General features: G+C 71.7%; 16 protein-coding genes. 3 read left to right on the forward strand and 13 right to left on the reverse strand.

Annotation, left to right across the window (positions count from 1 at the left end):
* Window positions 1–15: 15 nt before the first annotated feature.
* Both ACWFRU_RS18995 and ACWFRU_RS19000 read right to left on the reverse strand, forming a co-directional pair.
* A complete protein-coding gene (locus tag ACWFRU_RS18995; protein ID WP_453688369.1) occupies window positions 16–1,419 on the reverse strand; it encodes an FAD-binding oxidoreductase in 1,404 nt (467 codons plus the stop codon).
* Window positions 1,420–1,519: 100 nt separating this feature from the next.
* Window positions 1,520–4,123, reverse strand: coding sequence for a helix-turn-helix transcriptional regulator (locus ACWFRU_RS19000; protein ID WP_453688371.1), 2,604 nt, complete (start codon window positions 4,121–4,123; stop codon window positions 1,520–1,522).
* A 193-nt stretch (window positions 4,124–4,316) separates the two neighbouring features.
* On the opposite strand from ACWFRU_RS19000, the gene ACWFRU_RS19005 reads away from it, so the two are divergent.
* Complete coding sequence (locus ACWFRU_RS19005; RefSeq protein ID WP_453688372.1) at window positions 4,317–5,441, forward strand: NADH:flavin oxidoreductase; 1,125 nt, start codon at window positions 4,317–4,319, stop codon at window positions 5,439–5,441.
* Window positions 5,442–5,523: 82 nt separating this feature from the next.
* Window positions 5,524–6,141, forward strand: coding sequence for a CGNR zinc finger domain-containing protein (locus ACWFRU_RS19010; protein ID WP_453688374.1), 618 nt, complete (start codon window positions 5,524–5,526; stop codon window positions 6,139–6,141).
* A 31-nt stretch (window positions 6,142–6,172) separates the two neighbouring features.
* Here the strand turns inward: ACWFRU_RS19010 and ACWFRU_RS19015 are convergent, their stop codons facing one another.
* From ACWFRU_RS19015 to ACWFRU_RS19065, 11 genes are all read right to left on the reverse strand, one after another.
* Window positions 6,173–7,207, reverse strand: coding sequence for a LacI family DNA-binding transcriptional regulator (locus tag ACWFRU_RS19015; protein WP_453688881.1), 1,035 nt, complete (start codon window positions 7,205–7,207; stop codon window positions 6,173–6,175).
* Window positions 7,208–7,237: 30 nt separating this feature from the next.
* The gene (locus ACWFRU_RS19020) at window positions 7,238–8,098 is read right to left on the reverse strand and encodes an ROK family protein (RefSeq protein WP_453688376.1); all 861 of its coding nucleotides are present in this window, start codon (window positions 8,096–8,098) and stop codon (window positions 7,238–7,240) included.
* Entirely contained in the window at window positions 8,095–9,804 is a 1,710-nt protein-coding gene (locus ACWFRU_RS19025) for a class I mannose-6-phosphate isomerase (RefSeq protein ID WP_453688377.1), read from the reverse strand. The genes ACWFRU_RS19020 and ACWFRU_RS19025 overlap by 4 nt, the downstream gene beginning before the upstream one ends.
* A gap of 55 nt (window positions 9,805–9,859) precedes the next feature.
* On the reverse strand, window positions 9,860–13,036 hold the full coding sequence (locus ACWFRU_RS19030) for a glycoside hydrolase family 38 N-terminal domain-containing protein (RefSeq protein WP_453688379.1): 3,177 nt from the start codon (window positions 13,034–13,036) through the stop codon (window positions 9,860–9,862).
* A gap of 40 nt (window positions 13,037–13,076) precedes the next feature.
* Window positions 13,077–13,889 carry a carbohydrate ABC transporter permease gene (locus ACWFRU_RS19035; RefSeq protein WP_453688381.1) on the reverse strand — a complete coding sequence of 271 codons (813 nt, stop codon included), beginning with the start codon at window positions 13,887–13,889 and terminating at the stop codon, window positions 13,077–13,079.
* Window positions 13,890–13,900: 11 nt separating this feature from the next.
* Window positions 13,901–14,884 carry a carbohydrate ABC transporter permease gene (locus ACWFRU_RS19040; RefSeq protein WP_453688383.1) on the reverse strand — a complete coding sequence of 328 codons (984 nt, stop codon included), beginning with the start codon at window positions 14,882–14,884 and terminating at the stop codon, window positions 13,901–13,903.
* On the reverse strand, window positions 14,881–16,188 hold the full coding sequence (locus ACWFRU_RS19045; RefSeq protein WP_453688385.1) for an ABC transporter substrate-binding protein: 1,308 nt from the start codon (window positions 16,186–16,188) through the stop codon (window positions 14,881–14,883). The genes ACWFRU_RS19040 and ACWFRU_RS19045 overlap by 4 nt, the downstream gene beginning before the upstream one ends.
* A gap of 140 nt (window positions 16,189–16,328) precedes the next feature.
* Entirely contained in the window at window positions 16,329–18,044 is a 1,716-nt protein-coding gene (locus ACWFRU_RS19050; protein ID WP_453688387.1) for a caspase, EACC1-associated type, read from the reverse strand.
* Between the two features lie 2 nt (window positions 18,045–18,046).
* Window positions 18,047–18,472 carry an effector-associated constant component EACC1 gene (locus ACWFRU_RS19055; RefSeq protein ID WP_453688388.1) on the reverse strand — a complete coding sequence of 142 codons (426 nt, stop codon included), beginning with the start codon at window positions 18,470–18,472 and terminating at the stop codon, window positions 18,047–18,049.
* 90 nt (window positions 18,473–18,562) lie between these two features.
* Window positions 18,563–19,822: an MFS transporter gene (locus ACWFRU_RS19060; RefSeq protein ID WP_453688390.1), complete on the reverse strand. Its 1,260-nt coding sequence runs from the start codon at window positions 19,820–19,822 to the stop codon at window positions 18,563–18,565.
* Complete coding sequence (locus ACWFRU_RS19065; protein ID WP_453688392.1) at window positions 19,819–20,490, reverse strand: winged helix-turn-helix domain-containing protein; 672 nt, start codon at window positions 20,488–20,490, stop codon at window positions 19,819–19,821. The genes ACWFRU_RS19060 and ACWFRU_RS19065 overlap by 4 nt, the downstream gene beginning before the upstream one ends.
* 125 nt (window positions 20,491–20,615) lie before the next feature.
* Here ACWFRU_RS19065 and ACWFRU_RS19070 point away from each other — a divergent pair, with 125 nt between their 5' ends.
* Window positions 20,616–21,551 (forward strand): PPK2 family polyphosphate kinase, encoded by a 936-nt coding sequence (locus ACWFRU_RS19070; protein ID WP_453688394.1) that lies wholly within the window; start codon window positions 20,616–20,618, stop codon window positions 21,549–21,551.
* Window positions 21,552–21,639: the final 88 nt, after the last annotated feature.

Raw genomic sequence — 21,639 nt, forward strand, 5'->3', positions numbered from 1 at the left:
GGCGGTCCAGCGGGGTTACCCGAGGTCGCGGGGGTCGGGCTCGATGTTCTGGTTGAGGCGGAAGACGTTGTCCGGGTCGTACGCGGCCTTGACCCGCGCCAGGCGTGCGTAGTTGTCGCGGTAGCTGGCCCGGACGCGTTCCTGCCCCTCCTCCATCATCATGTTCACGTAGGCACCGCCCGCCGAGAACGGGTGCAGCGCGTCGAAGTAGTCGACGGTCCAGCGCCTGATGAGCTCGGCGTTGCCCGGGTCTGTGTCCACTCCCGCGTAGACGCAGGCCCAGCGGGCGCCGCGATAGCTCCAGGCGGTGTCCGCGGTGCCGTGGTCGTGGGCGGCGCCGTCGATGGGGTACAGGTGCATCGTCGACTTCATGGTCGGCACCTCGGGGCCGAACTTGGCGTGCAGGGCGACGGCGTCGTCCGGGATCTCGTCGACGAAGTCCGCGCGCCAGTACCACTGGTCGCCGGGCGGGTAGAGCCCGTCGAACAGGGACTGCAGCATGGGGTGCGGCATCGGGGACACGGCGTGCAGGAGCGGGTCGGGCAGCGCGTCGAGCAGGGGCGCCATGGCGTGGGCCGCGGCCTCGGGGTCCTCGATGGTGTGGCACCACACGACGCCGCAGACCTTGCGCAGGTGGAGGGTCTCGGGGAAGGGCGGGGCCGGGGGCACGGTGCCGTACATGAAGAAGCCGTTCACCTCGCGCGGCGCCCGCGGCAGGAAGTCCCGGTAGGCGGCGAGCACCTCGGCGCCCTGTTCCGCGGGCCAGAAGGTGGGGCCCGCGACGACCGTGCTCAGCTCGTGCAGCCGGAAGAGGAACGAGGTGACGACGCCGAAGTTGCCGCCGCCCCCACGGATCGCCCAGTACAGGTCCGTGTTCTCGTCGGCGCTCGCCCGCACCTGACGTCCGTCGGCCAGGACGAGGTCCGCCTCCAGGACGTTGTCGATGCTCAGCCCGAACCGGCGGGTGAGGTGGCCGAGGCCGCCGCCGAGGGTGAGCCCTCCGACGCCGGTCGTGGAGATGATGCCGCTCGGCGTGGCCAGGCCGTGTTCGTGCGTGGCGCGGTCCACCTCGCCCCACACGCAGCCGCCGCCGACGCGTACGGTGCGGTTCGCCGCGTCGACCTCGACCGACTTGAGCGGTGACAGATCGGCGACCACACCGCCGTCGACGGTGCCGAGGCCCGCTCCGTGGTGGCCGCCGCCGCGGACCGCGAGCGGCAGGCCGTGCGCGCGGGCGAAGCCGATGACCCGGGACACGTCGTCGGCGTCGGTGCAGCGGGCGACGAGCGCGGGGCGCTTGTCGGCCATCGCGTTGTAGACGGCACGCGCCTCGTCGTACCCGGCGTCGTCCGGGCCCGTCAACTCACCGTTGAAGCCTGCCAGTTCGCTGAGCGCTGCCTGTGCGGGCGTGATGGACATGTGCTCCCCCGTTGGCTCGGTGTGTCCGATCCGCCCGTTCTAGTACTGTCCGCCACCCACCGATATCCGTGCCACCACCCAGCTCACGTCCGGCCATCACCTACTTTTCGCGGCCGATTTCCACCCCGAGCTGCGCGGCGCGGGCGGCGACCTCGCGCCGGGTGCGGGCGCCGAGCTTCTCCAGGACCGCACGGACGTGGTTGTCGACCGTACGCACGGACAGGAAGAGCCGCTCGGCGATCTCGATGTTGGTGAGCCCCTCCGCGAGGAGCCGTCCGACCTGGAGCTGGCGTCCGGTGAGACCCGCCGGGTTGCGCCGGGTCGCCGCGTGCGGGCCGCGCGGGATGCGGGCGACGCCGAGGTCGCGCAGGTCGGCGCGGACGATCCGGGCCAGGGGTTCGGCGCCCAGGGCGTCGAGGCCGGCGAGCGCGGTGAGCTTGTCCGCCGGGTCGGGGCTTTCGGCGAGGGCCGCCGCGTGCTCGTAGGGGCAGCCGGCGGCGCGCCACGCCTCGGCCGCCCGACGCCACTGCCCGGCGGCCTGCAAGGCGTACGGGTGGTCGGAGCCGTCGGCGGGAGGCGGGTGCCCCGCTTTGGCGAGCCAGTGGCCGAGTTCCGCGCGGTAGGGCGTCGCGGCCAGGCCGCGGGCCTGCGCGTACAGGGGGCCGACGGCGTCGAGCACGGCCTCGTGGTCGCCGCGCAGCCAGGCGGCCTCCGCCCGTGCCGCGGCGACCGGGCCCGTGCGCTGGAGCTCCCGGGTCCGCTCGGCGACCTCCCAGGCCCGCCGCAGGAGTTCGTCGCCGCCTTCCGCGCCGCGCCGGATGCGGACGCGGGCCTGGACGGTCAGGGCGGGGCAGCGCGCGGGCGGGAACTCGTAGGCGTCGCCGGACTCGGCGTGCTTCTCCGCCTCCTCCCACCTCCCCGCGGCGAACTGCCGCAGCGCCAGCTCCACTTGGAGGTAGCGGAGGAACCCCAGGTGCTCGGTGCGGTCCGCGAACTCCATGGCGGGCCCCAGGAAGTGATCCGCCTCGGAGAAACGGAGGTTCTCCAGGAGGGTCCAGATGACGTTGGCGTAGGCGCGGCAGGCGTGTTCGGCCTCGCCCGCCTTCAGCGCGACCGCCAGGCTCTCCTCCAGCTGCGGCCTGCCCAGTGGATCGCCGCCGCGCCAGCGGGCGGTGCCCACGTTGTTCAGGGCGTGCGAGAGGATCGCCGCGTCGTCCGTGCGCCGGGCCAGGGTGATGGCGCGCTCGCCGTAACCGATGGCCTCGGCGTACCGGTCGGAGAGCATGCGCAGCTGAGAGGTGTTGCTGAGCGCGAGCGCCAACAGCTTCTCGTCACCGGCCTGTTCGAGTACGTCGATGGCTTCCCTGGCGGCCTCCTGCGCGGCGTCCGCGTCGCCCGCCCACCAGTGGATGCGTGACAGCCAGCGCAGATCGGCGCCGAGCGCCCGCAGGTCGCCCAGGAAGCGGCGCAGGGCGACGGCTTCCCGCTGGGCGCCGACGGCGGCGGGCGAGTCGGCGATGGTGTAGCTCTCCACCGCGAACCGCTCCAGGAGGTCGGCGAGTTCGGCCGGACCATAGCGGTCCCGTTGGCGCAGGACGAGCCTCAGCTGGGCGGCGGCCTCGCGGTGCGCGCCGGTGCGGGCCGCGTCCCTCGCCGCGTCGGGGCCGTAGCGCGCGATGGCGTCGTGGTCGCCCGCCCGGGCGGCGTGGTGCACGATGCGGGAGGAGTCGGCGCCGGGCTGCGCGACCAGGACGGCGAGCACGTTCCGGTCGAGCTCGATGCGCCGTGCCGCGGGCAGCGAGTCGGCGATGGCGCGCCGGATGATCTCGTGCCGGAACGTCACACGTTCGGGCGTCACGACGAGCAGGCCGCGCCGTTCCGCCGAGGTCAACTGGCCGACCCCGCCCGGCAGCAGCGCGTCGGCCAGGGTGCGTTCGACCGCCGAGGGGACCACGGCGAGCTGTTCGAGGGCGTCGCGTGCGGCGGCGTCGAGGCCGCGCAGCCGGGCCAGGACGGCGTCGACCACGGTCGGCGGCACGTCCCCGGTGCCGCCCGCCGCGACGACCTCGGCGACGTAGAAGGGGTTGCCCGACGTCACCGCGTACACCTGCGCGGGGTCGAGGCGGCTCGCCGCGCTCAGCGTGCGCACCGCGTCGCGGGAGAGCCGGGACAGGGGTACGCGGTGCACGCGGGCCGCCCTCGACACCTGGCCCAGGAGGTGCCGCAGCGGGTGCTCGCGGCCCAGCTCGTCGTCGCGGAAGGTCAGCACGAGGACGGCGGGCATCCGGTCCACGCGGCGTACCAGGAACCGCAGCGCGTCGAGAGAGGCCTCATCCGCCCAGTGCACGTCCTCTACGACAAGGACGGTCGGATGCGGTGGGTCGCCCAGCTCGGCCCGCAGCGCGTCGTACACCCGGTGCCGGTCGCCGCCTTCGGTGACCGCCTGCGCCAACTCGGTGCGGACACTGCCGACGAGATCACGGAAGGGGCCCAGCGGCCGCCGGGTCGCAAGGTCGTCGCACTGTCCGACCAGCACCCTGGCCTGCGAGGACAGCGCACCCGGCAGGGCGTTCACGAGGCTCGACTTGCCGATGCCGGCCTCTCCGAAGACGAGCGCCACCGAGCCCGCTCCGCCCCCCGCTTCCCGTGCGGCGGCGGTCAGTCGAGCCAGTTCACGATCCCGCTCCAGGATCCCCCCGTCCACGCGGAAATTCTCCCACGCGGCCACCCGATTCCGTCGCCCGTACGGAGACCCGCCGCCCCGGGGCTCGCGCGTCTCGTACAGGACGGACAGCACGGAGGGCCCTCCGACATGCGACATGAGTAAAGCGCGTACGCTTGCGTCATCGATCACCGGAGATCGCTCCCTCGCCCCCTCGTATCTGCCAGGAGGACCCATGACCTCGGCGTCACAGACCGCGCGCACACCCCAGACCCTCGACCGCCCCTTCAGCGTCGGCAGCCTCACCCTGCCCAACCGCATCGTGATGGCCCCCATGACCAGGGAGTTCTCACCGGGCGGCGTGCCGGGAGCGGACGTGGCGGAGTACTACGCGCGCCGGGCCGCCGCCGGGGTCGGCCTGATCATCACCGAGGGCACGTACGTCGACCACGCCTCGGCCGGCACGAGCGACCGGGTCCCGCGCTTCTACGGCGACGACGCCCTCGAAGGCTGGCGCAAGGTGGTCGACGCGGTGCACGGCGCGGGCGGGAAGATCATTCCGCAGCTCTGGCACGTCGGCATCACGCGTGACGAGGGCAAGGGCCCGGTGCCGTCCGCTCCCGCCGCGGGCCCCTCCGGGATCGACCTGGACGGGCAGCCCAAGGGCAGCACGCTGACGGCCGACGACCTCGACGACGTGATCCGGGCGTTCGCCGACGCCGCGGCCGCCGCCGAGCGCATCGGGTTCGACGGCGTCGAACTGCACGGCGCGCACGGCTACTTGATCGACCAGTTCCTCTGGGAGCGCACCAACCGCCGCACGGACGGCTACGGCGGTGACATCGAGGCCCGCACCCGTTTCGCCGCGGAGATCGTCGCGGCCGTACGCGCCGCCGTCTCGCCCGACTTCCCCGTCTTCTTCCGGCTCTCGCAGTGGAAGGCCGGCAGCTACGACGCGCAGCTCGCCCAGTCCCCCGAGGAGCTGGAGCGCCTGCTCACCCCGCTGGTGAACGCGGGCGTGGACGTCCTGCACGCCTCCACCCGCCGCTACTGGGAGCCCGAGTTCGAGGGCAGCGACCTCAACCTCGCGGGCTGGGTCAAGAAGGTGTCCGGAGTGCCGGTGGTCACCGTGGGCTCCGTCGGCCTCGACCAGGTGTTCATCGGCTCGCAGGGCTGGGCGGCGCCGTCCGCCGCGACCGGCATCGAGCCGCTCGTCGACCGCCTGGAGCGGGACGAGTTCGACCTGGTCGCGGTGGGGCGCGCCCTCATCGCCGACCCGGAGTGGGCGGCCAAGGCCCTGGAGAACCGGCTCGGCGAGGCACTGCCCTTCGACAAGTCGCTCCTCAAGAGCCTGGTCTGAGCGAGCCCGGTCGGCGGCCTTCCGTGGCGACAGCAGTCAAGTCCACACGCTGCTGTCACCCGCGGTCGCGTACGATATGCGCATGACCTGGCCTGCCACCGAGCGCTATTTCCCCACCGCCGTTCCCGGCGGCCTGGGGCTCGTGCAGGACATCCTGAACACGGCACCGGCCGGCCAGGTCCCCGAGGCCGATCTCCTCGGGGACCTGGCCGCCGCGCAGGGCTGGGTGTCCGTCGCGCTCCCCACCTGGGCCGAGAGGACGGGACGCACGGCGGTGCGGCTCACCCTCACCGAGGAGGATCTGCCCAAGCTGCGGCAACTGCGCGAACAGCTGCGCCGTGCCCTGCTCTCCCGGTGCGGCACGACGAGCGGCGAGACCGCCCGCTTCACCTCGTGCGCCCTCCAGGTCAACCTGCACGGCGACGCCGCCCTGACCACCGAGCCCGAGGGCGAGGGCTGGCGCTGGCTGACGTCCGCCGTGCTGTGCGAGGCGCTGCTCGCCCAGACCACCGGAGAGTGGCGCCGCCTGAAGATCTGCCGCAACGAACGCTGCGCCACGGCGTTCTACGACCGCTCCCGCAACAACAGCGGCGTCTGGCACTCCACCCGCGACTGCGGCAACGCCGCGAACCTGCGGGCCTCGCGCCAACGCCGCCGCGCGGGCGCGCAGCCGGAGCCGGCGCCGGACGCCAACGCGTAGGACCACCGGGACCGGTCGGCCCCCGGGAGCCTCAACTCCCGTACTCCACCAGGCTGGTGGGCGTCACGACGCGGCGCGCCGGGCCCTCCGCCAGTTTCCTGCCCGGGTCGGCTTCCCTCCCCCGCATCCGGTCGGCGAGGAGCCTGCCCGCCGCCCGGCCGATCTCGTCGCTGTCGTACGCGACGAGGGTGAGCGGCAGCCCGAGCGCGTCGGCCAGCTCGAAGTCGTCGAAGCCCGCGAGCGCGGTGTCGGTGCCGGACGCGCGCAGGGCGCGGAACGCGCCGATCGTGTTGCGGTTGTTGGAGCAGAACAGCGCGGTGGGCGGCTCCGGCAGCGCGAGGAGTTCGGCCGCGGCACGCCGGGCCTCGCGCGGTTCGGTCTGTCCCTGCCGTACGAAGTCCTCGTCGAAGCGGATGCCATGTGCGGCGAGGGCCGCCGCGTACCCGCGCAGACGCTGTGTGCCGGTGTAGACGGCGGGCGGCGACCCGAGGAAGCCGATCCGGCGGTGGCCACGGGTGATCAGCCGGGCGGTGGCGGCGCGTGCCCCGCCGAAGTCGTCGACCAGGACGCAGTCCGCCTCGAACCCTTCGGGCGGCCTGCTGGCGAGCACCACGGGCACGCCGTCGGCGGCCGCGGCGGCGAGATGGCGCTGGTCGGCCGCGGCAGGAACGGCGATGATGCCGTCGACGCGACGGGCCACCAGGTCGGCGACCAGCTCGCGTTCGGCGTCCAGGTCCTGGCCGGTGTTGCCGATGACGGTCTTGAAGCCGTCGCCCGCGATGACGGAGTCGACGCCGAGGGCGAAGCGTGAGTAGAAGGGGTTGGCCAGGTTCGTGACGACGAGTCCGACCAGGCCCGTGCCGCGTCCCAGGCGCAGGCTGCGGGCCACCTCGTTGGGCCGGTAGCCGAGTTCCGCCGCCGCGACACGGATGCGTTCACGGGTGGCCGGCAGGACCCGCGGGTCGTCGCGCAGGGCCCTGGAGGCGGTCATCGCGCTGACGCCCACCCGCTCGGCGACATCGCGCAGCGTGGGCGGACCGTCCATGGGGGGACGCGGTTCGGGCATCGTCATGTGTGTCCTTTCCCGGGGATCGCCTCACCTCCCGGCAGCCCCCACATACTCGGCCGTCCCGATCAGCGCCGCGTCCGCGCCCAGCGTGCCGGGGCGCGGTGTCACCGGAGTATCCCCGAGGCCGGCGCGCAGGGCCGGTCCCACCAGGTCCCAGGACAGCGCCATGGCGCCGCCGACGACGACCGCCGAGGCGCCGAAGTCACCTACGCACGGGGCGAGGACAGTACCCAAGGCGGCGAGGGCTTCGTCAAGGACCTGTGCGGCCCCTTGTTCGCCCTGACGCGCCCGCTCGGCGATGTCCCGCACGTCGACCCCGCGTTCGCCGCCGTAGCGGGCCAGGATCGCCCGCCGCGAGACGGTGTGCTCCAGGGGTGCGCCGGACCAGCGCAGGAGGTCGACGCGGCCCTCGGGCGGTATCCCCGGCCCCTCCCGGCACAGAATGCCGTCCACGAGGAACGCCGACCCCACGCCCGTCCCCAGGGTGACACCCACGCAGCGCCGATGCCCGGCCGCGGCTCCCGCGCTCCACTCCCCGAGGAGGAACGCGTGCGCGTCGTTGAGGAACACCACGTCAGCGGGCCTGGGCCACACGCCGTCGAGCAGCACCGAGCGCACGTCGATGCCGTACAGGTCGTCGAACTTCCCCACACCCTCGAAGCGGGCGATGCCCTTCTCGTGGTCGAAGGGCCCCGGCACGGCGGCGCCCCACACCTGCCCCGCGGGCACTTCCAGTTCCCCGGCACACCGCACGACCGTGCCGAGTACGTGCTCGGCGTCGCCCCGCGCGTCGAGCGGTCGCCGGACGCTCCGGATCACCCGCGTGCGCAGGGTGTCCACCAGAGCGGCGGTGACATGGGTGCCGCCGATCTCCAGGACGGCTCTCACGGGTGTCCCGCGCCAGCGGCCCGGCGGTCCCGCACGAGTGCCTTCACCACCTTCGCCGGGCCGTCCCGCGCCTCCAGGCGGTAAGCGCCGACGGCCGCGGGCACCGTCAGCGTCTCCGCGTACGCCAGGGTGTGCCGCTCCCCCGCCGAGGTCAGCACGAGGACCCCATCCCCCTCCACCACGTTCAGGACATGGAACCGTCCCTCCGTGTCGTCCGCGGCGACGGCGTCCGCGGCGAGCGTGTAGCGCCGCACCTCGTAGAACATCTCGTCCAGGGCGCCGAGCAGTTCCTCGCGCCAGCCGCCCCCGTGCCGCAGGACGTACGGCTCCTGCACGAGGTCGCGGGTCACGGCGTCGCCGCGCCGCCGTGTCTCCAGGTTGGCCAGGCCGTGTTCGTAGGGCAGGGGGCGCGGGTTGCCGTCGGCGTCCGGCCGCAGCCAGTCGTAGAAGCGCAGGCTGTAGAGGTACGGGGTCGCGCTGATCTCCAGGACGAGGTTTCCGGCGCCGCTCGCGTGCGGGGTGCCTGCCGGGATCATGAAGAGTCTGCCCTGCTCGGCGGGGAACGTCATGACGTGGTCCGCGGGGTCCATCGGCACCCCGTCGTGCGCCGCTTCCTCGATCTCCTTGCGGAAGAGGGCGACGTCGGCGTCCTCGCGCAGGCCGAGGTAGACGCGGGTGTCCGCGCTGCCGAGCGTCATGTAGTACGTCTCGTGCTGGGTGTAGTGCCAGCCGAACCGCTCGCGCATGTACGGCTCCTTGGGGTGGCAGTGCACCGACAGGTTGCCGCCGCCCACGGTGTCCAGATAGTCGAAGCGGATCGGGAAGGACGTACCGAAGCGGGCGTGCACCTCCGGTCCGAGCACTTCCTCGGGGTGCAGCACGCACAGGAGCTGGAAGGGGACCTCCGCCTGCACCTCGGGGACGTCTCCGATGAGGATGCCCGCCTCCGGGGCGATCAGTTCGTAGCCGAGTGCCGTGTTGCGTGCGCCGGGGTTGAAGCCGAGCGCTCGCTGACCCCAATGGCCGCCCCAGGGAGTCGAGTTGAAGAAGGGCCGGGTGCGCACGGGGCGCCGCGCGAGTTCGGCGAAGCTGGCCCGCAGCCCCTCCCCGTCGACGAACACGGGCCGCCCGGGGTCCTGCACGTCCACCCAGCCGTCGAACTGCCCGGCGAGCGCGTCACGGTGGCGGTCCAGCATCGGCCAGTCCACGAAGAAGAGCCGCTTCAACTCGGCACGCTCGCCCGGCAGTCCGAGGTTGCATCCCTCCCCCGCCGCCACCGCGGACTCCGCGTACCGCTTGGGCAGGTCGGCGTACCAGAGCACGTCGTGCAGGACCAGCGAGGCGCCCGGCCCGTACACGAGCAGCAGGCCCTCCAGGTCGCCGTCGTCCTGCGGGAGTTCGTCGAACAGGTCGGTGAGGGGATTCTCCGCGAGCTTGCAGTAGTAGGGGTCGTCCGCGTCCGGTGCGCTCATGGTGCGGCGCCGTACGTCGGCCGGGGACGCATAGCGCGTACGGATGTCGAGGGTGCGTACGGGCAGGGGGCAGGCGGCGGTGAGTCGCGCCGCGATGGTCTCCCAGTCGGCTGCCGGTGGACCCTCGACGGCCACGACCGCCGGCTCGGACGGCAGCTGGGCGGCCACGGCCTCCCAGCCGCCGGTCAGTACGGTCCCCGGTGCCGGGGGGTAACGCGGGTCGAGCCGGTACACGCATGCTCCTTCGTGCGGGGTTCTTCACGGGCTGCGGAAGTTCGGGGATACGAGGTCAGAGACGCGTCAGCAGCACGGCGGTCGTGCCGAGAGGGGGCAGATCTACGGTCAACGCGCCCTGTGAGAGAGCCAGTTCTCCGCCCGCCGTCCCCAGGTAATTGGCGATGCGCGCGGCCGTGACCGGGAAGTGGACCCGCACCGGGCAGGCCACGGGTTGTTCGGCGAAGGACTGCAGCCGCAGCAGGATCTCGCCGGGGCGGGGAACAGTGCAGCCGACCAGGCGGACCCGCGCGTCCCCGAGGTCGACGAAGGAGAGCGACGCAGGCCCTGCGCCCTCCGCTCCCCTGGCCCGCACGCCGCGCAATGGGCGGCTCCAGGCCGCGGCCGTGCGGGGGCCGAGCCCGTCGGCGGTGGGAGCGCAGGCGAGGCTGTAGCGGAAGGTGAACTCGAAGCCCTGCTCACTGGGGAAGTTGGTGTCCCAGAGGTTGTTGTGGATCCAGGAGAAGACGGTGGCTGGCTCGTCGTGCCCCATGGTCTTCGGGAAGGGTGCGTACGGCAGCGCGATGTTGCCGAACTGCACGAGTGGCGCGTCCTGCGTGGACCAAGCCACCGCGAGTCCTTCTTCGGCGAGGGTCACCCAGCGGCGTACGGCCCGCATGTGCAGGGCCGAACCCGGCACCACGGGAAGGGAGTTGCCCGTGAGCCCACCGGATGCCTCCATGCGGACGACCGGCTCGTCGAAGGCGAAGGGGAACGCGAAGTAGGCGCTCTCCTTGCCCAGGGTCGCGTCCTTGTCTGGGCGGTTCTCGATGTCCAGACGTGGCACGCCCACGGGCAGGGTGAGGGTGGTGCGCAGCCGGTTGGCTCCGGCCGGACGGGTCTCGTAGGTGATCGACTCGGCCATCGCGGTGGAGCGGCGGGCGATGAGCGCGGCGGGCGGGGCGACGGCGCGGGCGCCGAGGTGTTCGAGGCGGTCGGAGACGGTGGTGCGGCTGGAGTTGTGGTTGAAGGCCCCCGCGGTGGTGTAGCTGTCGTGGATGTAGCCGTTGAAGCCGACGATCGCGCCCTGCCGGACGAGTTCGCGGCCGGTCGCCTTGTCGATGACGGAGGCGATGCAGGCGTGGGCCAGGTCCACGCGGACGGCGAGGTGTTCGTTCTCCAGGAGGGTCGACTCGGGCCGGGCATGCGCCGCGGCGGCGCTCTCCGCCGGGTCCTCGCGCTCGGTGCCGCCCGTGGGGTTCCAGCCGGTGGCGGCCTTCACGACCGTCGCAGCCGACCGCAGGCCGGGCCGTTCCGCGTCGGCGGTGATGTCCAGGCGTACCGATCCCGCGGGCGGCACCTCGTTCACGCGCACCACCAGGAACCGTCCGGCGTCCCGGTGGTCGTCGTTGGTCTGCGGTTCCTCCTCGTGGGCGATCCGGCGCCCGCTGCGGGCATCGTGCACGGCCACCGGCTGGCCGAGTGGCACGGTGCTCTCCGGCAGGAAGATCCGTACGACGTCCGTGCGCGGCCAGGAGCAGGTGTTGATCACGTGGTACGTGGCCGCCGCGCCCGGTGACACCGCGAGCCGCTGGCCGAGCCGGGCGCTCGCCCTGCCGAGCAGCGCGTGCCCGTCGTCGTACGCGCGCATCGCCTGCCCGTATTTCCAGTGCCACTGGTGCTCACCGGAGTGGCCGCCCTCGTCCCCGTGGGTCCACGGGTCGCCGGCGCCCCAGGTGTGCTCGTCGAAGAGCGACACCGCCTCGTAGACCCCGGACGCGTCCGCGCTGTCTTCCTCCGCCCCCGTGGCGCCGAGGAGTCCTGCGAACGTGCCGATGGTCTGGGCGTCGGCGACCACGGACTGGGCGGTGCGGGCCAGGGACAGCGGCCGCGCGCCTGAGCCGACTCCGTCGACCCACCAGTCGGTCCAGTCACCCTCGAAGGTCTGGATGGCATCGCCGATCCTGGCCTCGGCGTCGGTGAAGAAGTCCTCGTTGCGGGAGAGCCGAAGCCGGGGAAAGGCCCATGTCTCGTTCCAGCGGCGGACGGTGTCGGCGATGATCCGGCGGGGCGGCGCGTTGTCGCCGAACTTGCCCTGGACGCGCAGATGGAGCACGTCCCAGGGGTAGGGCTCGCGCTTGACCTCGGTCTGGTCCATGGCCCAGCCGAAGATGCCGCCGCGGTAGGGGTAGGGGTGGGTGGCCAGGGAGGTGAGGTAGGCGGGAAGCAGGTCGTCCACGTCCGCGTAGTTTGTGTCGAAGCCGAGCAGCGGTCCTTCCATGTAGGCGAGGCCGTGCGGGGTGTCGGTGACCCAGACGAGGACGCTGTTGCCGCTGGGCGCGCGCCAGCGAAAGAGGCGCGGCAGCTTCTCCCCGCCGACCAGATGGGGCACGGACCGCCCGGCCCAGTTGTGCGCCACGGAGAGGTACTTGACCCCGGCGGCGGACAGCGCGTCGACCAGTCCGACGACCGCGCCCGGCACATCGGTCTGCATGGCGGAGGTGAACGTGACGCCGTGCCGCTCGCGCACGTCATGGGCGAGCCGAAGGAGTTCGTGCAGCTCGTCGGTGGAGCAGGTCTCGGTGTGCAGGTTGAACGGCAGTGCGGTCAGCTCGATGCGTCCCTCGCGGACCCGGCGTACGAACTCCTCGACCTGCTCGGCGGGGCGGGCGTCGGCCCACTGCCGGAACGACCACAGCGACTCCACGCACCAGCGGAAACGGGACTCGGCGGGCCAGTCGTCGGTGGCCCGGGTCAGTTCGAGGCAGGAGTCCAGGAAGGAGAGGTGCTCGGCGAGGACGTGACCCTGGGGGTCGGTGTAGCCGATGTCGAGGTGGGAGTGGTGGATCAGGTGGAGGGTCCAGCGGCGCTGCGGGGTGAGCCGTAGGTCGATGCCTTCGGCGCCGTCGGCGCTGTCCGGCAGACAGAGCGTGAGGCGGGTCTCGGTGTCGACGGCGGGCACCATGAGGCGTACGGAGCCGCCGGGGCCGGTGAGCCGCTCGACGGGGAGCGCGGCTCCGGACTCGGTGCGGACGGTCAACTCCGGTGGAACGACCGCCCCGTTGACCGGCTCGACCCGCAGTGACTGCGTCATGCCCTTGCCGTCCGCCGCCTCGCGCAGCAGTGGTTCCTCCGTCAGCCGCAGGGTGCTGCCGCCGAGGCTGCCCTCCGCGGTGATGACGGAGGAGCGCAGGCTGTCGCGTATCCGGTCGTTGTCCCAGTCGGTGGTACGGACGAGGGCGCGTGTCGTCATGCGGTTCTCTCCCGGTGGGGCGGCGGTCGGGGAACGGGGCTCAGCGGGTGGATGTGGTGACGCCGCGCAGGAACAGGCCGCGGAACACCAGGAAGAGGAGGAGCGTGGGCACGGAGACGATCAGTGCGCCCGCCAGGATGACGGGCGGTCCTGTCGAGGCGTAGGCGTTGTTGAGGGTGGCCAGGGCCGCCATCACGGGCTGGACGTCGGGACTGCGGCTGAGCGTGATGCCCAGGAGCAGGTCGTTCCAGACGGCGGTGAACTGGAAGATGAAGGCCGCGCCGAGTCCCGCCTTCATCAGGGGTACGTGGATGCGCCAGAAGATCCGCCGGAAGGACGCGCCGTCGATGAGCGCCGCCTCGGTCAACTCGGGCGGCATCGTGGTCATCTGATTGCGGATCAGGAAGAAGGCGAACGGCACCGCCCACGCGGAGTAGACCAGCATGAGCCCGAGCCTCGTGTCGTACAGGTCGGCGTCCGCGTACAGGCCGAAGAGCGGTGCCAGGAAGATCTGGAGCGGGAAGAGCGTGCCGGAGTAGATCAGCCAGAACCAGAAGGCGGGCCTGGGGATCGGCAGGACGACGACGGCGAACGCGGCCATGGCCGCGACGAGCACGGCGGCGAGGCCGCACACCACCGCGTAGAGCAGCGAGGCCTGGAAGCTGTCGCCGATGCCCGCGACGTCCCAGGCGGTCTTGACGTTCTCGGCGAGGTCGAAGCCCTGGACGGTCCACTCGGGCTTGCCCGCGTACTCGGTGGCGGGTGTCAGCGCGTTGACCACGAGGAGGTACAGCGGGATCAGCCAGAGCAGCACGCATCCGGCGACGAAGAGATGGCGCACGGTGCGACCCATGAGGAGCCTCCTCAGGCCTTGACGGTGGCGGCGTGCGATGCGGCCTCGGGCATCTGGCGGCGCAGGTACATCCAGGAGGAGGCGACGACGATCACCGAGAGGACGAGGGCGATCGCCGAGCCGTAGCCGATGTGGAAGAGGCGGAACGCCTCGCGGTACATGCTCAGGGCGAGCGTCTCGGAGGAGCGTGACGGGCCGCCCTTGGTGAGGATCCAGATCATGTCGAACGCCTTGAGGCTGTTCACGACGGCCATCCCGACCACGACGACCGTGACGGCCCGCAGCTGGGGCAGTGTGATGTAGCGGAACATCCGCCAGCCGCTCGCGCCGTCCAACTGCGCTGCCTCGACGGTGTCCTGAGGGATGGCCCGCAGTCCGATCGCGAAGAGCACGACGTTGAGACCGGTGGCCTGCCACGTTCCGGCGACGATCATCGAGAGCGTGTTCTGCGGCCATTCCAGGAGCCAGGTCTGCGCCCACGAGTCGAGGCCGATCCCGCGAAGCACCTGATTGAACGCGCCGTCGGAGGTCAGCATGAAGTTCCACAGGACCGCCGTGGCGGCGGCGGAGATGGCGTACGGCAGCACGATCACCAGTTGGGCGATGCCGCCGAAGCGCATGCGGTGTGTGGCGACGGCGATGAGCAGTCCGGCCAGGACGGGCAGGAGCAGGGTTCCGGCCACCCACATCAGGGTGTTGAGCAGGGACCGGCCGAGGATCGGGTCGTCGGCGAGCCGCGCGTAGTTGTCGAGGCCGACGAAGCGGCTCGTGAAGCCGTTGTCCTCGAAGAAGCTGTCGTAGACGCTGCGGAAGAAGGGGTAGACGAGCAGTACGCCGACGAAGGCGAAGGCGGGCAGGGCCCAGGGCAGTGCGGCGAGCGGGCCGCCGAGCCTGCCGTTGCCGCGGGCGGCCTGGTGGGGGCTGCGGGTGGGCACCCGGCGGCGTGAGCGTACGGGCTTCGCGGTGTGCGGGGCGGGGGTGACGGTCTCGGTCATGTCTCCTCCGCCTCCCGCCATACCTGCCATGCCTCGTCCGCGCGCTCCTGCATGGTGCGCAGCGTCGTGCGGGCCGATGAGGGGTTGAGCAGGAACCCGGCGAGGTCGTCGACGGTCGCCTCGACCAGTTCGGGAGGGCCCTGTTCCCAGAAGCGGTTGAGCAGCCAGAGCCTGTCGCCCCGCACCTTCTTCGCAAGGCCGGCGATCACCGGATTCGGGGGTTCGACCCGTGGGTTGGGGCAGCCGTCCTGGAGGCTGTGCGAGAAAGCCTTCATCACGGCGGGCCGCAGCCAGTTGCCCGCCGCCTTCAACGCCTCTTTCCTGTCCGGCCCTTTGACGGTGGAGACGAGCGCGCTGGACTCGAAGATGACGCACGGCCGGGCCTTCGGGTCGGCCATGGGCAGCACGAACGCGCCGAGGTTCTTGCCGGGCTTTCCGCCCGCCCCCACAAGGGTGGAGCCGAGCCACGTGCCGCAGGGGACCATCCCGACCTTGCCGTGAACGACTTCCGCCGCCGCGTCGGCGTGGCTCATGTCCATGGAGGTGAACCAGTCCTTGTCGAAGAAGGACTCCAGGGTGCGCAGGGCGCGTTCGGCGCGTGGGTCGGTATAGCTCTCGCGGCCGTTCATCAAGTCCTCGTAGAACTGCGGGTCTTGTCGGCTGAGGACCTCCTGGAACCAGATGAAAGAGGGCCAGCGGTCGGCCGCCGAGCCATGCAGCGGGGTGATCCCGCTCTTCTTGAGCCGCGCGCAGACGGACAGGAACTCGCCCCAGGTGGCGGGGACTTGAAGATCCTGCTCCTCGAACACCTCGATGTTGTAGAAGAACACCCAGTACGCGAGGTTCATCGGCAGGCCGTAGACCCGCTCCCGGTGGGTGAACGCGTCCCGTAAGGAGGCGTCGACCCAGCCTCTGCCGACGGCACTGTCCCACTGCCGGGTCAGGTCGACGATGCCGCCGGTCCGGGCGAGGTCCTGAAGCCGGTAGCCCGACCAGTACTTGAGCATGTCCGGCGTCTTGCTGGTGCGCAGCGAGGACTTGACGACCTGCTCGAAGGACTCCAGGGACGGGTTGACCTCGGGTATCAGCCGCAGTCCTGCCGTTGCCTTCATCGCCGCCCCCGCGGCGGCCATCGGCTTCTCCCAGGCGGCGCTGTCACCGAGCACGGCGACCTTGCCGGGAGGCTGCCCGCTCGCGGTCCCGCAGGCCGTGGCGATCGCTCCGGCGGCGGCCGCGGCCAGGAGGGCTCGGCGGTCGAGCGGAGCACCTGACGCCGGATGAAGGAGGTGACGACTACCTGACATGGGCGGCTCCCCCAGGTGTGTGTCGGCCCGGTGTTAGCGTTAACACGGGCGTGATGGAGCTTCTCCGCGCCTGGGTGGGATGTCAATGGTTCGCGCAGCGGCCAGGGCCCTTCCGACGGGCCCCCTGGCGCGGGCGCCGGTCAGCCGCGCTGGATGCCCGACGTGTCGCGCAAGACCCCCGGCCGGCTTTCCCGGTCCAGCGCGAGGAGCCCATCGCCCTGGCGCCCGATCGCCAGGTACCACGAGCCGGGCAGCAGCTCAGACACCTGTACGAAGTCGTTGTCCACGCTCATCAGGGGACGCGCCACCGGCACAGCGAACCAGAACAACTCGAAGTCGGGGTCGAGTGCGACGTCCACCTTGCCGGGCCCTTCGCTCAGCCCCCGCTCGATGCCCGACGTGTCGAGCAGGAAGCCGCGCAGGCCGTCCTGGGACTGCGCGAGCAGCGCCTCGCCCCGCCGCTCGCTCGCCAAGTACCACGCACCCGGTCGCAGCTCGGCCACTTCTTCGAAGCCGCCGTCCGCGCTCATCAGCGGACGCGTGACCGGCACCGCGAACCAGAACGGCTCGAAGCCCGGATCGGGCGAGGCACTCACCGCGTCGGCCAGCAGCCGGGCCTCGCGCACGGTCCGCTCGGTGCGCCGTCTCGACGCCGTGTCGCTGCCGCCGTGCGGGGAGCTCGACTTCAAGGCCTGCGCGTCGGGCTTCTCGCTGATCCCCCGCTCGATGCCCGAGGTGTCGAGCAGAAAGCCACGCAGGCCTTCCTGGGTGAGGGTGACGTACGCCGTTCCGCGCTGCTCGGCCGCCAGATGCCAGACGCCCGGCGCGAGTTCCGCCAATGGCTGCAACGATCCGTCCTCGCTCATCAGCGGGCGCGCGACCGGCACCGCGAACCAGAACGGCTCGAAGGCGGGGTCGGGCACGGCCGCCACGGCCGACGCGAGCCGTTGCGCGGTCTCGACCGTCTCGCGCGCGCGGCGCTCCGCCTCCTGGCGCAACTCCTCGCTCTCCAGGCGCATTTGCTCCGCCCGCCGCTCGATGCGCTGGAGCCGCTCCTCGGCCTCCCGCTGCAGGACGTCCAGGTGCCGCCGCTCCGGCCCGGGCACGGCGCCGCGGGCCGCCGCCCGGTTGCGGGCGATGGCGATGTCACCGCCGAGGTTGCGGTTGCGCTGCTGCGGCACCGGGCGGGACTTGCCGGTCAGGGCGCGGCGCACGTCCCGGTAGAGGGTGTCCATGTCCAGCGGATCGGGCTTGCCCGCGACTCCCTCGGTGAGGGTGGTGAGCAGTTCGCCGGTGAACGCGGTGTACGTCTCGCCGGGCGGGGAGAGCGCGGGGCGGGTCTCGGCGCAGGACGCGAGCACACACGTCCCGTCGACCACGGCCTGGTCCGCGAGGTGCGCGCTCGCGCTCATCTTGCCGACCAGGGCCCGCCCGCTGTAACAGCAGTCGAGGATCAGGACCGTGCTGCGGGCGCGGGCCCGCGGGTCGAGCACGGCCCTGCGCAGGTACTCGTATCGCAGCCAGGTGTACTCGCGTTCGCCGTCCGAGTCGGGCAGGGCCAGGTACAGCTCCTCGGTGTGCGGGTCCATCAGGCCGTGCCCGGCGTAGTAGACGAGCAGGGTGTCCACGGCTCGGTGCGCGCGCTCCCGGACCACGTCGAGGACCTGCCCGGCGCTGCCGGGCTGGGGCAGTACCGTGCACGCGTCGTCGGCCAGCCCCCAGACGGCGGGATCGGTCAGCACGTCCCGCAGGCCCCGCAGATTGCGGGCGACGGAGGGCAGGTCGTCCAGGCCGGTGTAGTCGTGGACACCGACCAGTACGGCCTCGGAGCGGGCCGGATCCGACAGCAGCGCCACGGTTACTCGTCATCTCCGTCCGCCGGGGCGGGCGCGGGTCCCGCGCCCTCGTTCCAGAGCCGCAGAATCTGCTCGACGGTCTCCGGTGAGCTGTCCCGCAAGGTGATGACGACGCCGTCCCGTTCGAGCCGCACCTGCGGCGGGCGCGGTCGCGAGCCGCGCCAGGCGGCGACGGCGGTGACCAGGCCGCCCAGGGCGATGCTGTTGGCGAGGACGACGTTGACGAGGTCCAGGCCGTCGCCCATGCTTCCCGGTGCCGTGTGCCGTGCCGCGGTGGACACCTGTGCCTGGCCGCGCAGATCGGGCTCCGCAAGGAGCCAGCGGTACAGCGAAAGCACGGACGCCGTGCTTTCGCCGTCGCCGCCGCGGCCGCCGTCACCGCCGCGGCCGCCTTCGCCGCCTTCGCCGAACGAGAGGTTGACCTCCACGTCCCGGTTCCTTCCCCCGTTACCCCCGATGTGGTCCGCGCTGTTCATCGTAGAGCCGCGGGTCGTGCGAGGAGCGGGCTTTCCTGGGCCCTAGACCGGCACAGGGTCTTCGGCGGGCTCGGGCAGCTCCCGGGTGCCGGGAACGGGTGACGGCAGGAGCCACAGGATGGCCAGGACCGCTCCCGCCGTACCGATCCAGAGTGTGGGGCGCAGGCCGATGGCCGTGCCGAGGACGCCGGCGGTCAGCGCCCCCAGCGGGCGGAAGCCATGGTTCAGGGTGCGTTGGGCTCCCATCACCCGGGAGCGGATGACGGAGGGGATCAGCGCCATCTGGAGCGAGGCGGCGGCCACGTCGATGAGCATCACCCCGACACAGCTGAGGAATTCGGCGACGAAGAGCGTGGTGACGACCAGCGGCAGCGGGCCGCCCGCGAGGGGGATGAACACCAGCGGCAGGGTGAAGCCCACGGAGCCGACGATGATCGACGGTCCGATGCCGAAGCGGCGTACGACCCTCCCGCTGCACACGGCGCCCAGCAGACCACCGATGGCCCCCGCGCCGAGTATCGCGCCGAGAACGCCCGCGCTCAGGCCGAGTTCGACCGTCACGTACAGCACGAAGAGCGTGTGGAACATGTAGTTGAAGAACTGGATCGTGCCCGACCAGGCGAAGAGTGCCCGCATGGTCGGCTGCCTGAAGACCCAGCGCAGCCCCGCCGTGAAATGCCCCTTGGCGACCGGTGCGGGTTCGGGCTCGACGGGCTTGATGCGGGAGAGCTGACGCGCCGAGACCAGGTAGGTGAGGGCGTCGGCGAACAGGGCGAAGGGAGCGGTGAGGAACTGCACCAGCAGCCCGCCCGCCCCGGGTCCGGCCAGCCAGGACATCGAACGGCTGCCGTGCACCAGGGAGTTGGCCTGGACATAGCGCTCGCTCGGCACGAGAGCCACGAACAGCGTGGCGTTGCAGGCGTCGAAGAGCACGGTCAGCGCACCGATGCCGAAGGCGGTCACGTAGAGCTGCCCGAGCGTGAGGGCGTCGAGCAGATAGGCGACCGGAAGGGTCAGGAGCAAGGCCGCGCGCGCCAGGTCGGCGGCGATCATGGCGTACCTGCGGCGCGCCTGCCGGTCGGCCCAGGCGCCGAGCGGGATGTTGAGGAGGAGCGCGGGCAGCAGCTCGACGGTCTTGAGCCAGCCCATCTCGGCGGCGTCGGCACCGAGGACCAGCACGGCGGCGAGCGGGACGGCGATCAGTGAGATCTCGTCGCCGATGAGCGAGACGGTCTGCCCGGTCCAGTAGCGCCGGAAGGTCCGCTCCCGCAGCAGCTCGGGTATGCGCTCCCTGAGCTTCACCCTTCGGCCTCCGTGCCGACACCCTCTCCAGTCGCGTCCGGGACTTCCTCCGGAATCTCCCGGTCGACGAAGGCGAGCCGCACCAGGCTGACGGGGCGCGCGTCTTCGGGGCGCAGGGCGGGGTCGTTCTCGCGGTCCTCGTAGGGCCGCAGCAGCGCGTCGATGCGCTCGCCGATGCCGGTCAGCTCCTCAGGGGTGAGGTGGAGGAGCGAGTCGCTGAACTGTTCCGCCTCGCGCCAGGCGCGCGGCAACAGGTGGCGCTGCTCCATCGCCCGGGCGGCCCGCTCGAAGTACCGCCGGGCGACCGCCGCGCTCAGCGCGTCCGACGCCTCGGCCACGGACGGGTCCTCGCTGTAGCCGGGCCAGTCGGTGAACCGGGCGGTCGCCTGCCACGGCTTCTCGCGCCCCCGGCCCCCGGGCGCTTCCTCGACGAGCCCGTACTTCGCCAGTATCCGCAGGTGGTACGAGCAACTGGCCACGGACTCGCCGGTCAGCTCGGCGGCGCGGGTGGCCGTGAACGGTCCGCTCCGCCGCAGCAGGCCGACCAGGGCCATGCGCGTGGGGTGGGCGTAGGCCCGCAGGGCGCGGGGGTCGGTGAGGTGGATGCTGCGCTCGGCAGGCCCGGCGCTCTCGTGGTCTTCCGGGCTCTTCGGGGTCTCCTCCATCATGTAAAGGTATCTTTAGAAAGAAGTCTTTACAAGGCGCTGACAGGCTTCGCCGAGGCCCCGATCCCGCTGGCGGGTACCCGCCCCCTGACCCACCATCGAGGGACACCGGAGGAAGGGACCGCCCCGTGGCCAAGGACAAGAAGGACTCGAAGAAGGACCCGAAGAGGAACCAGAAGGACAAGAAGAAGCAGGGGGGCAAGAAGGCCAGGACGCCCTCCACCCCGCCGCTCAGCGAACTCCTCCGCATCCCCGAAGGCGAGCGCGTCAACCTCGCCTCGTACGCCGCCGACGCGACTCCCGGCGGCCCGGTGGACAAGGCCACCGGGGTCCTCGCCACCGCCCGGATGGGCGAACAGCTCGCCGACCTCCAGGAGCGGCTCCACGCGGCGAGCACCGCCGGCGACCGCCGGCGCATCCTGCTGATCCTGCAAGGCATGGACACGAGCGGCAAGGGCGGCACGGTCAAGCACGTCATCGGCCAGTTCAACCCCTCCGGCTGCCGCGTCCGAGCCTTCAAGACGCCCACGCCCGAGGAGTTGAACCACCCCTTCCTCTGGCGCATCACGCAGGCACTCCCCGTGCCCGGCGAGATCGGCATCTTCGACCGCTCGCACTACGAGGACGTCCTGATCGCCCGCGTACGCGAACTGGTCCCGCCCAGCGACCTCGGCCGCCGCTACGGCAGGATCAACAACTTCGAGCAGAGCCTCGCCGACGACGGCGTCTCCGTCATCAAGTGCTTCTTGCACATCTCGTACGAACAGCAGCGCCGCCGCCTGCTCGAACGTCTCGACAACCCGGACAAGCACTGGAAGTTCAGTCCGGGCGACATCGAGGATCGCGCCCTGTGGCCCGCCTATCAGGAGGCGTACGAGATCGCGCTCGAGCGCTGCTCCACGGCGGACGCCCCCTGGTACCTCATCCCGGCGGACCGCAAGTGGTACCGCAACTGGGCGATCAGCGGCCTGCTCCTGGAGCATCTGACCGCGCTCGATCCGCGGTACCCGAAGGCGGACTTCGACGTCGCCGAGGCCAGGAAGCAACTCCTGCACGACGACTGAGACACAACAACGGATCTTAGGTACAAGATCGGACAGAAGTTACTTCTAGGTATGCCGTGACTTAATGCGCCACTAGCAGTAGAACTCG

The organism is Streptomyces sp. NPDC055099, assembly GCF_053607685.1.

What these genes read in the sequence shown, in the direction of transcription:
- ACWFRU_RS19035 (WP_453688381.1), bottom strand. Translation starts at nt 13,889, where the DNA reads ATGGGTCGCACCGTGCGCCATCTCTTCGTCGCCGGATGCGTGCTGCTC.
- ACWFRU_RS18995 (WP_453688369.1), bottom strand. Translation starts at nt 1,419, where the DNA reads ATGTCCATCACGCCCGCACAGGCAGCGCTCAGCGAACTGGCAGGCTTC.
- ACWFRU_RS19030 (WP_453688379.1), bottom strand. Translation starts at nt 13,036, where the DNA reads ATGACGACACGCGCCCTCGTCCGTACCACCGACTGGGACAACGACCGG.
- ACWFRU_RS19065 (WP_453688392.1), bottom strand. Translation starts at nt 20,490, where the DNA reads ATGATGGAGGAGACCCCGAAGAGCCCGGAAGACCACGAGAGCGCCGGG.
- ACWFRU_RS19040 (WP_453688383.1), bottom strand. Translation starts at nt 14,884, where the DNA reads ATGACCGAGACCGTCACCCCCGCCCCGCACACCGCGAAGCCCGTACGC.
- ACWFRU_RS19045 (WP_453688385.1), bottom strand. Translation starts at nt 16,188, where the DNA reads ATGTCAGGTAGTCGTCACCTCCTTCATCCGGCGTCAGGTGCTCCGCTC.
- ACWFRU_RS19010 (WP_453688374.1), top strand. Translation starts at nt 5,524, where the DNA reads ATGACCTGGCCTGCCACCGAGCGCTATTTCCCCACCGCCGTTCCCGGC.
- ACWFRU_RS19015 (WP_453688881.1), bottom strand. Translation starts at nt 7,207, where the DNA reads ATGCCCGAACCGCGTCCCCCCATGGACGGTCCGCCCACGCTGCGCGAT.
- ACWFRU_RS19005 (WP_453688372.1), top strand. Translation starts at nt 4,317, where the DNA reads ATGACCTCGGCGTCACAGACCGCGCGCACACCCCAGACCCTCGACCGC.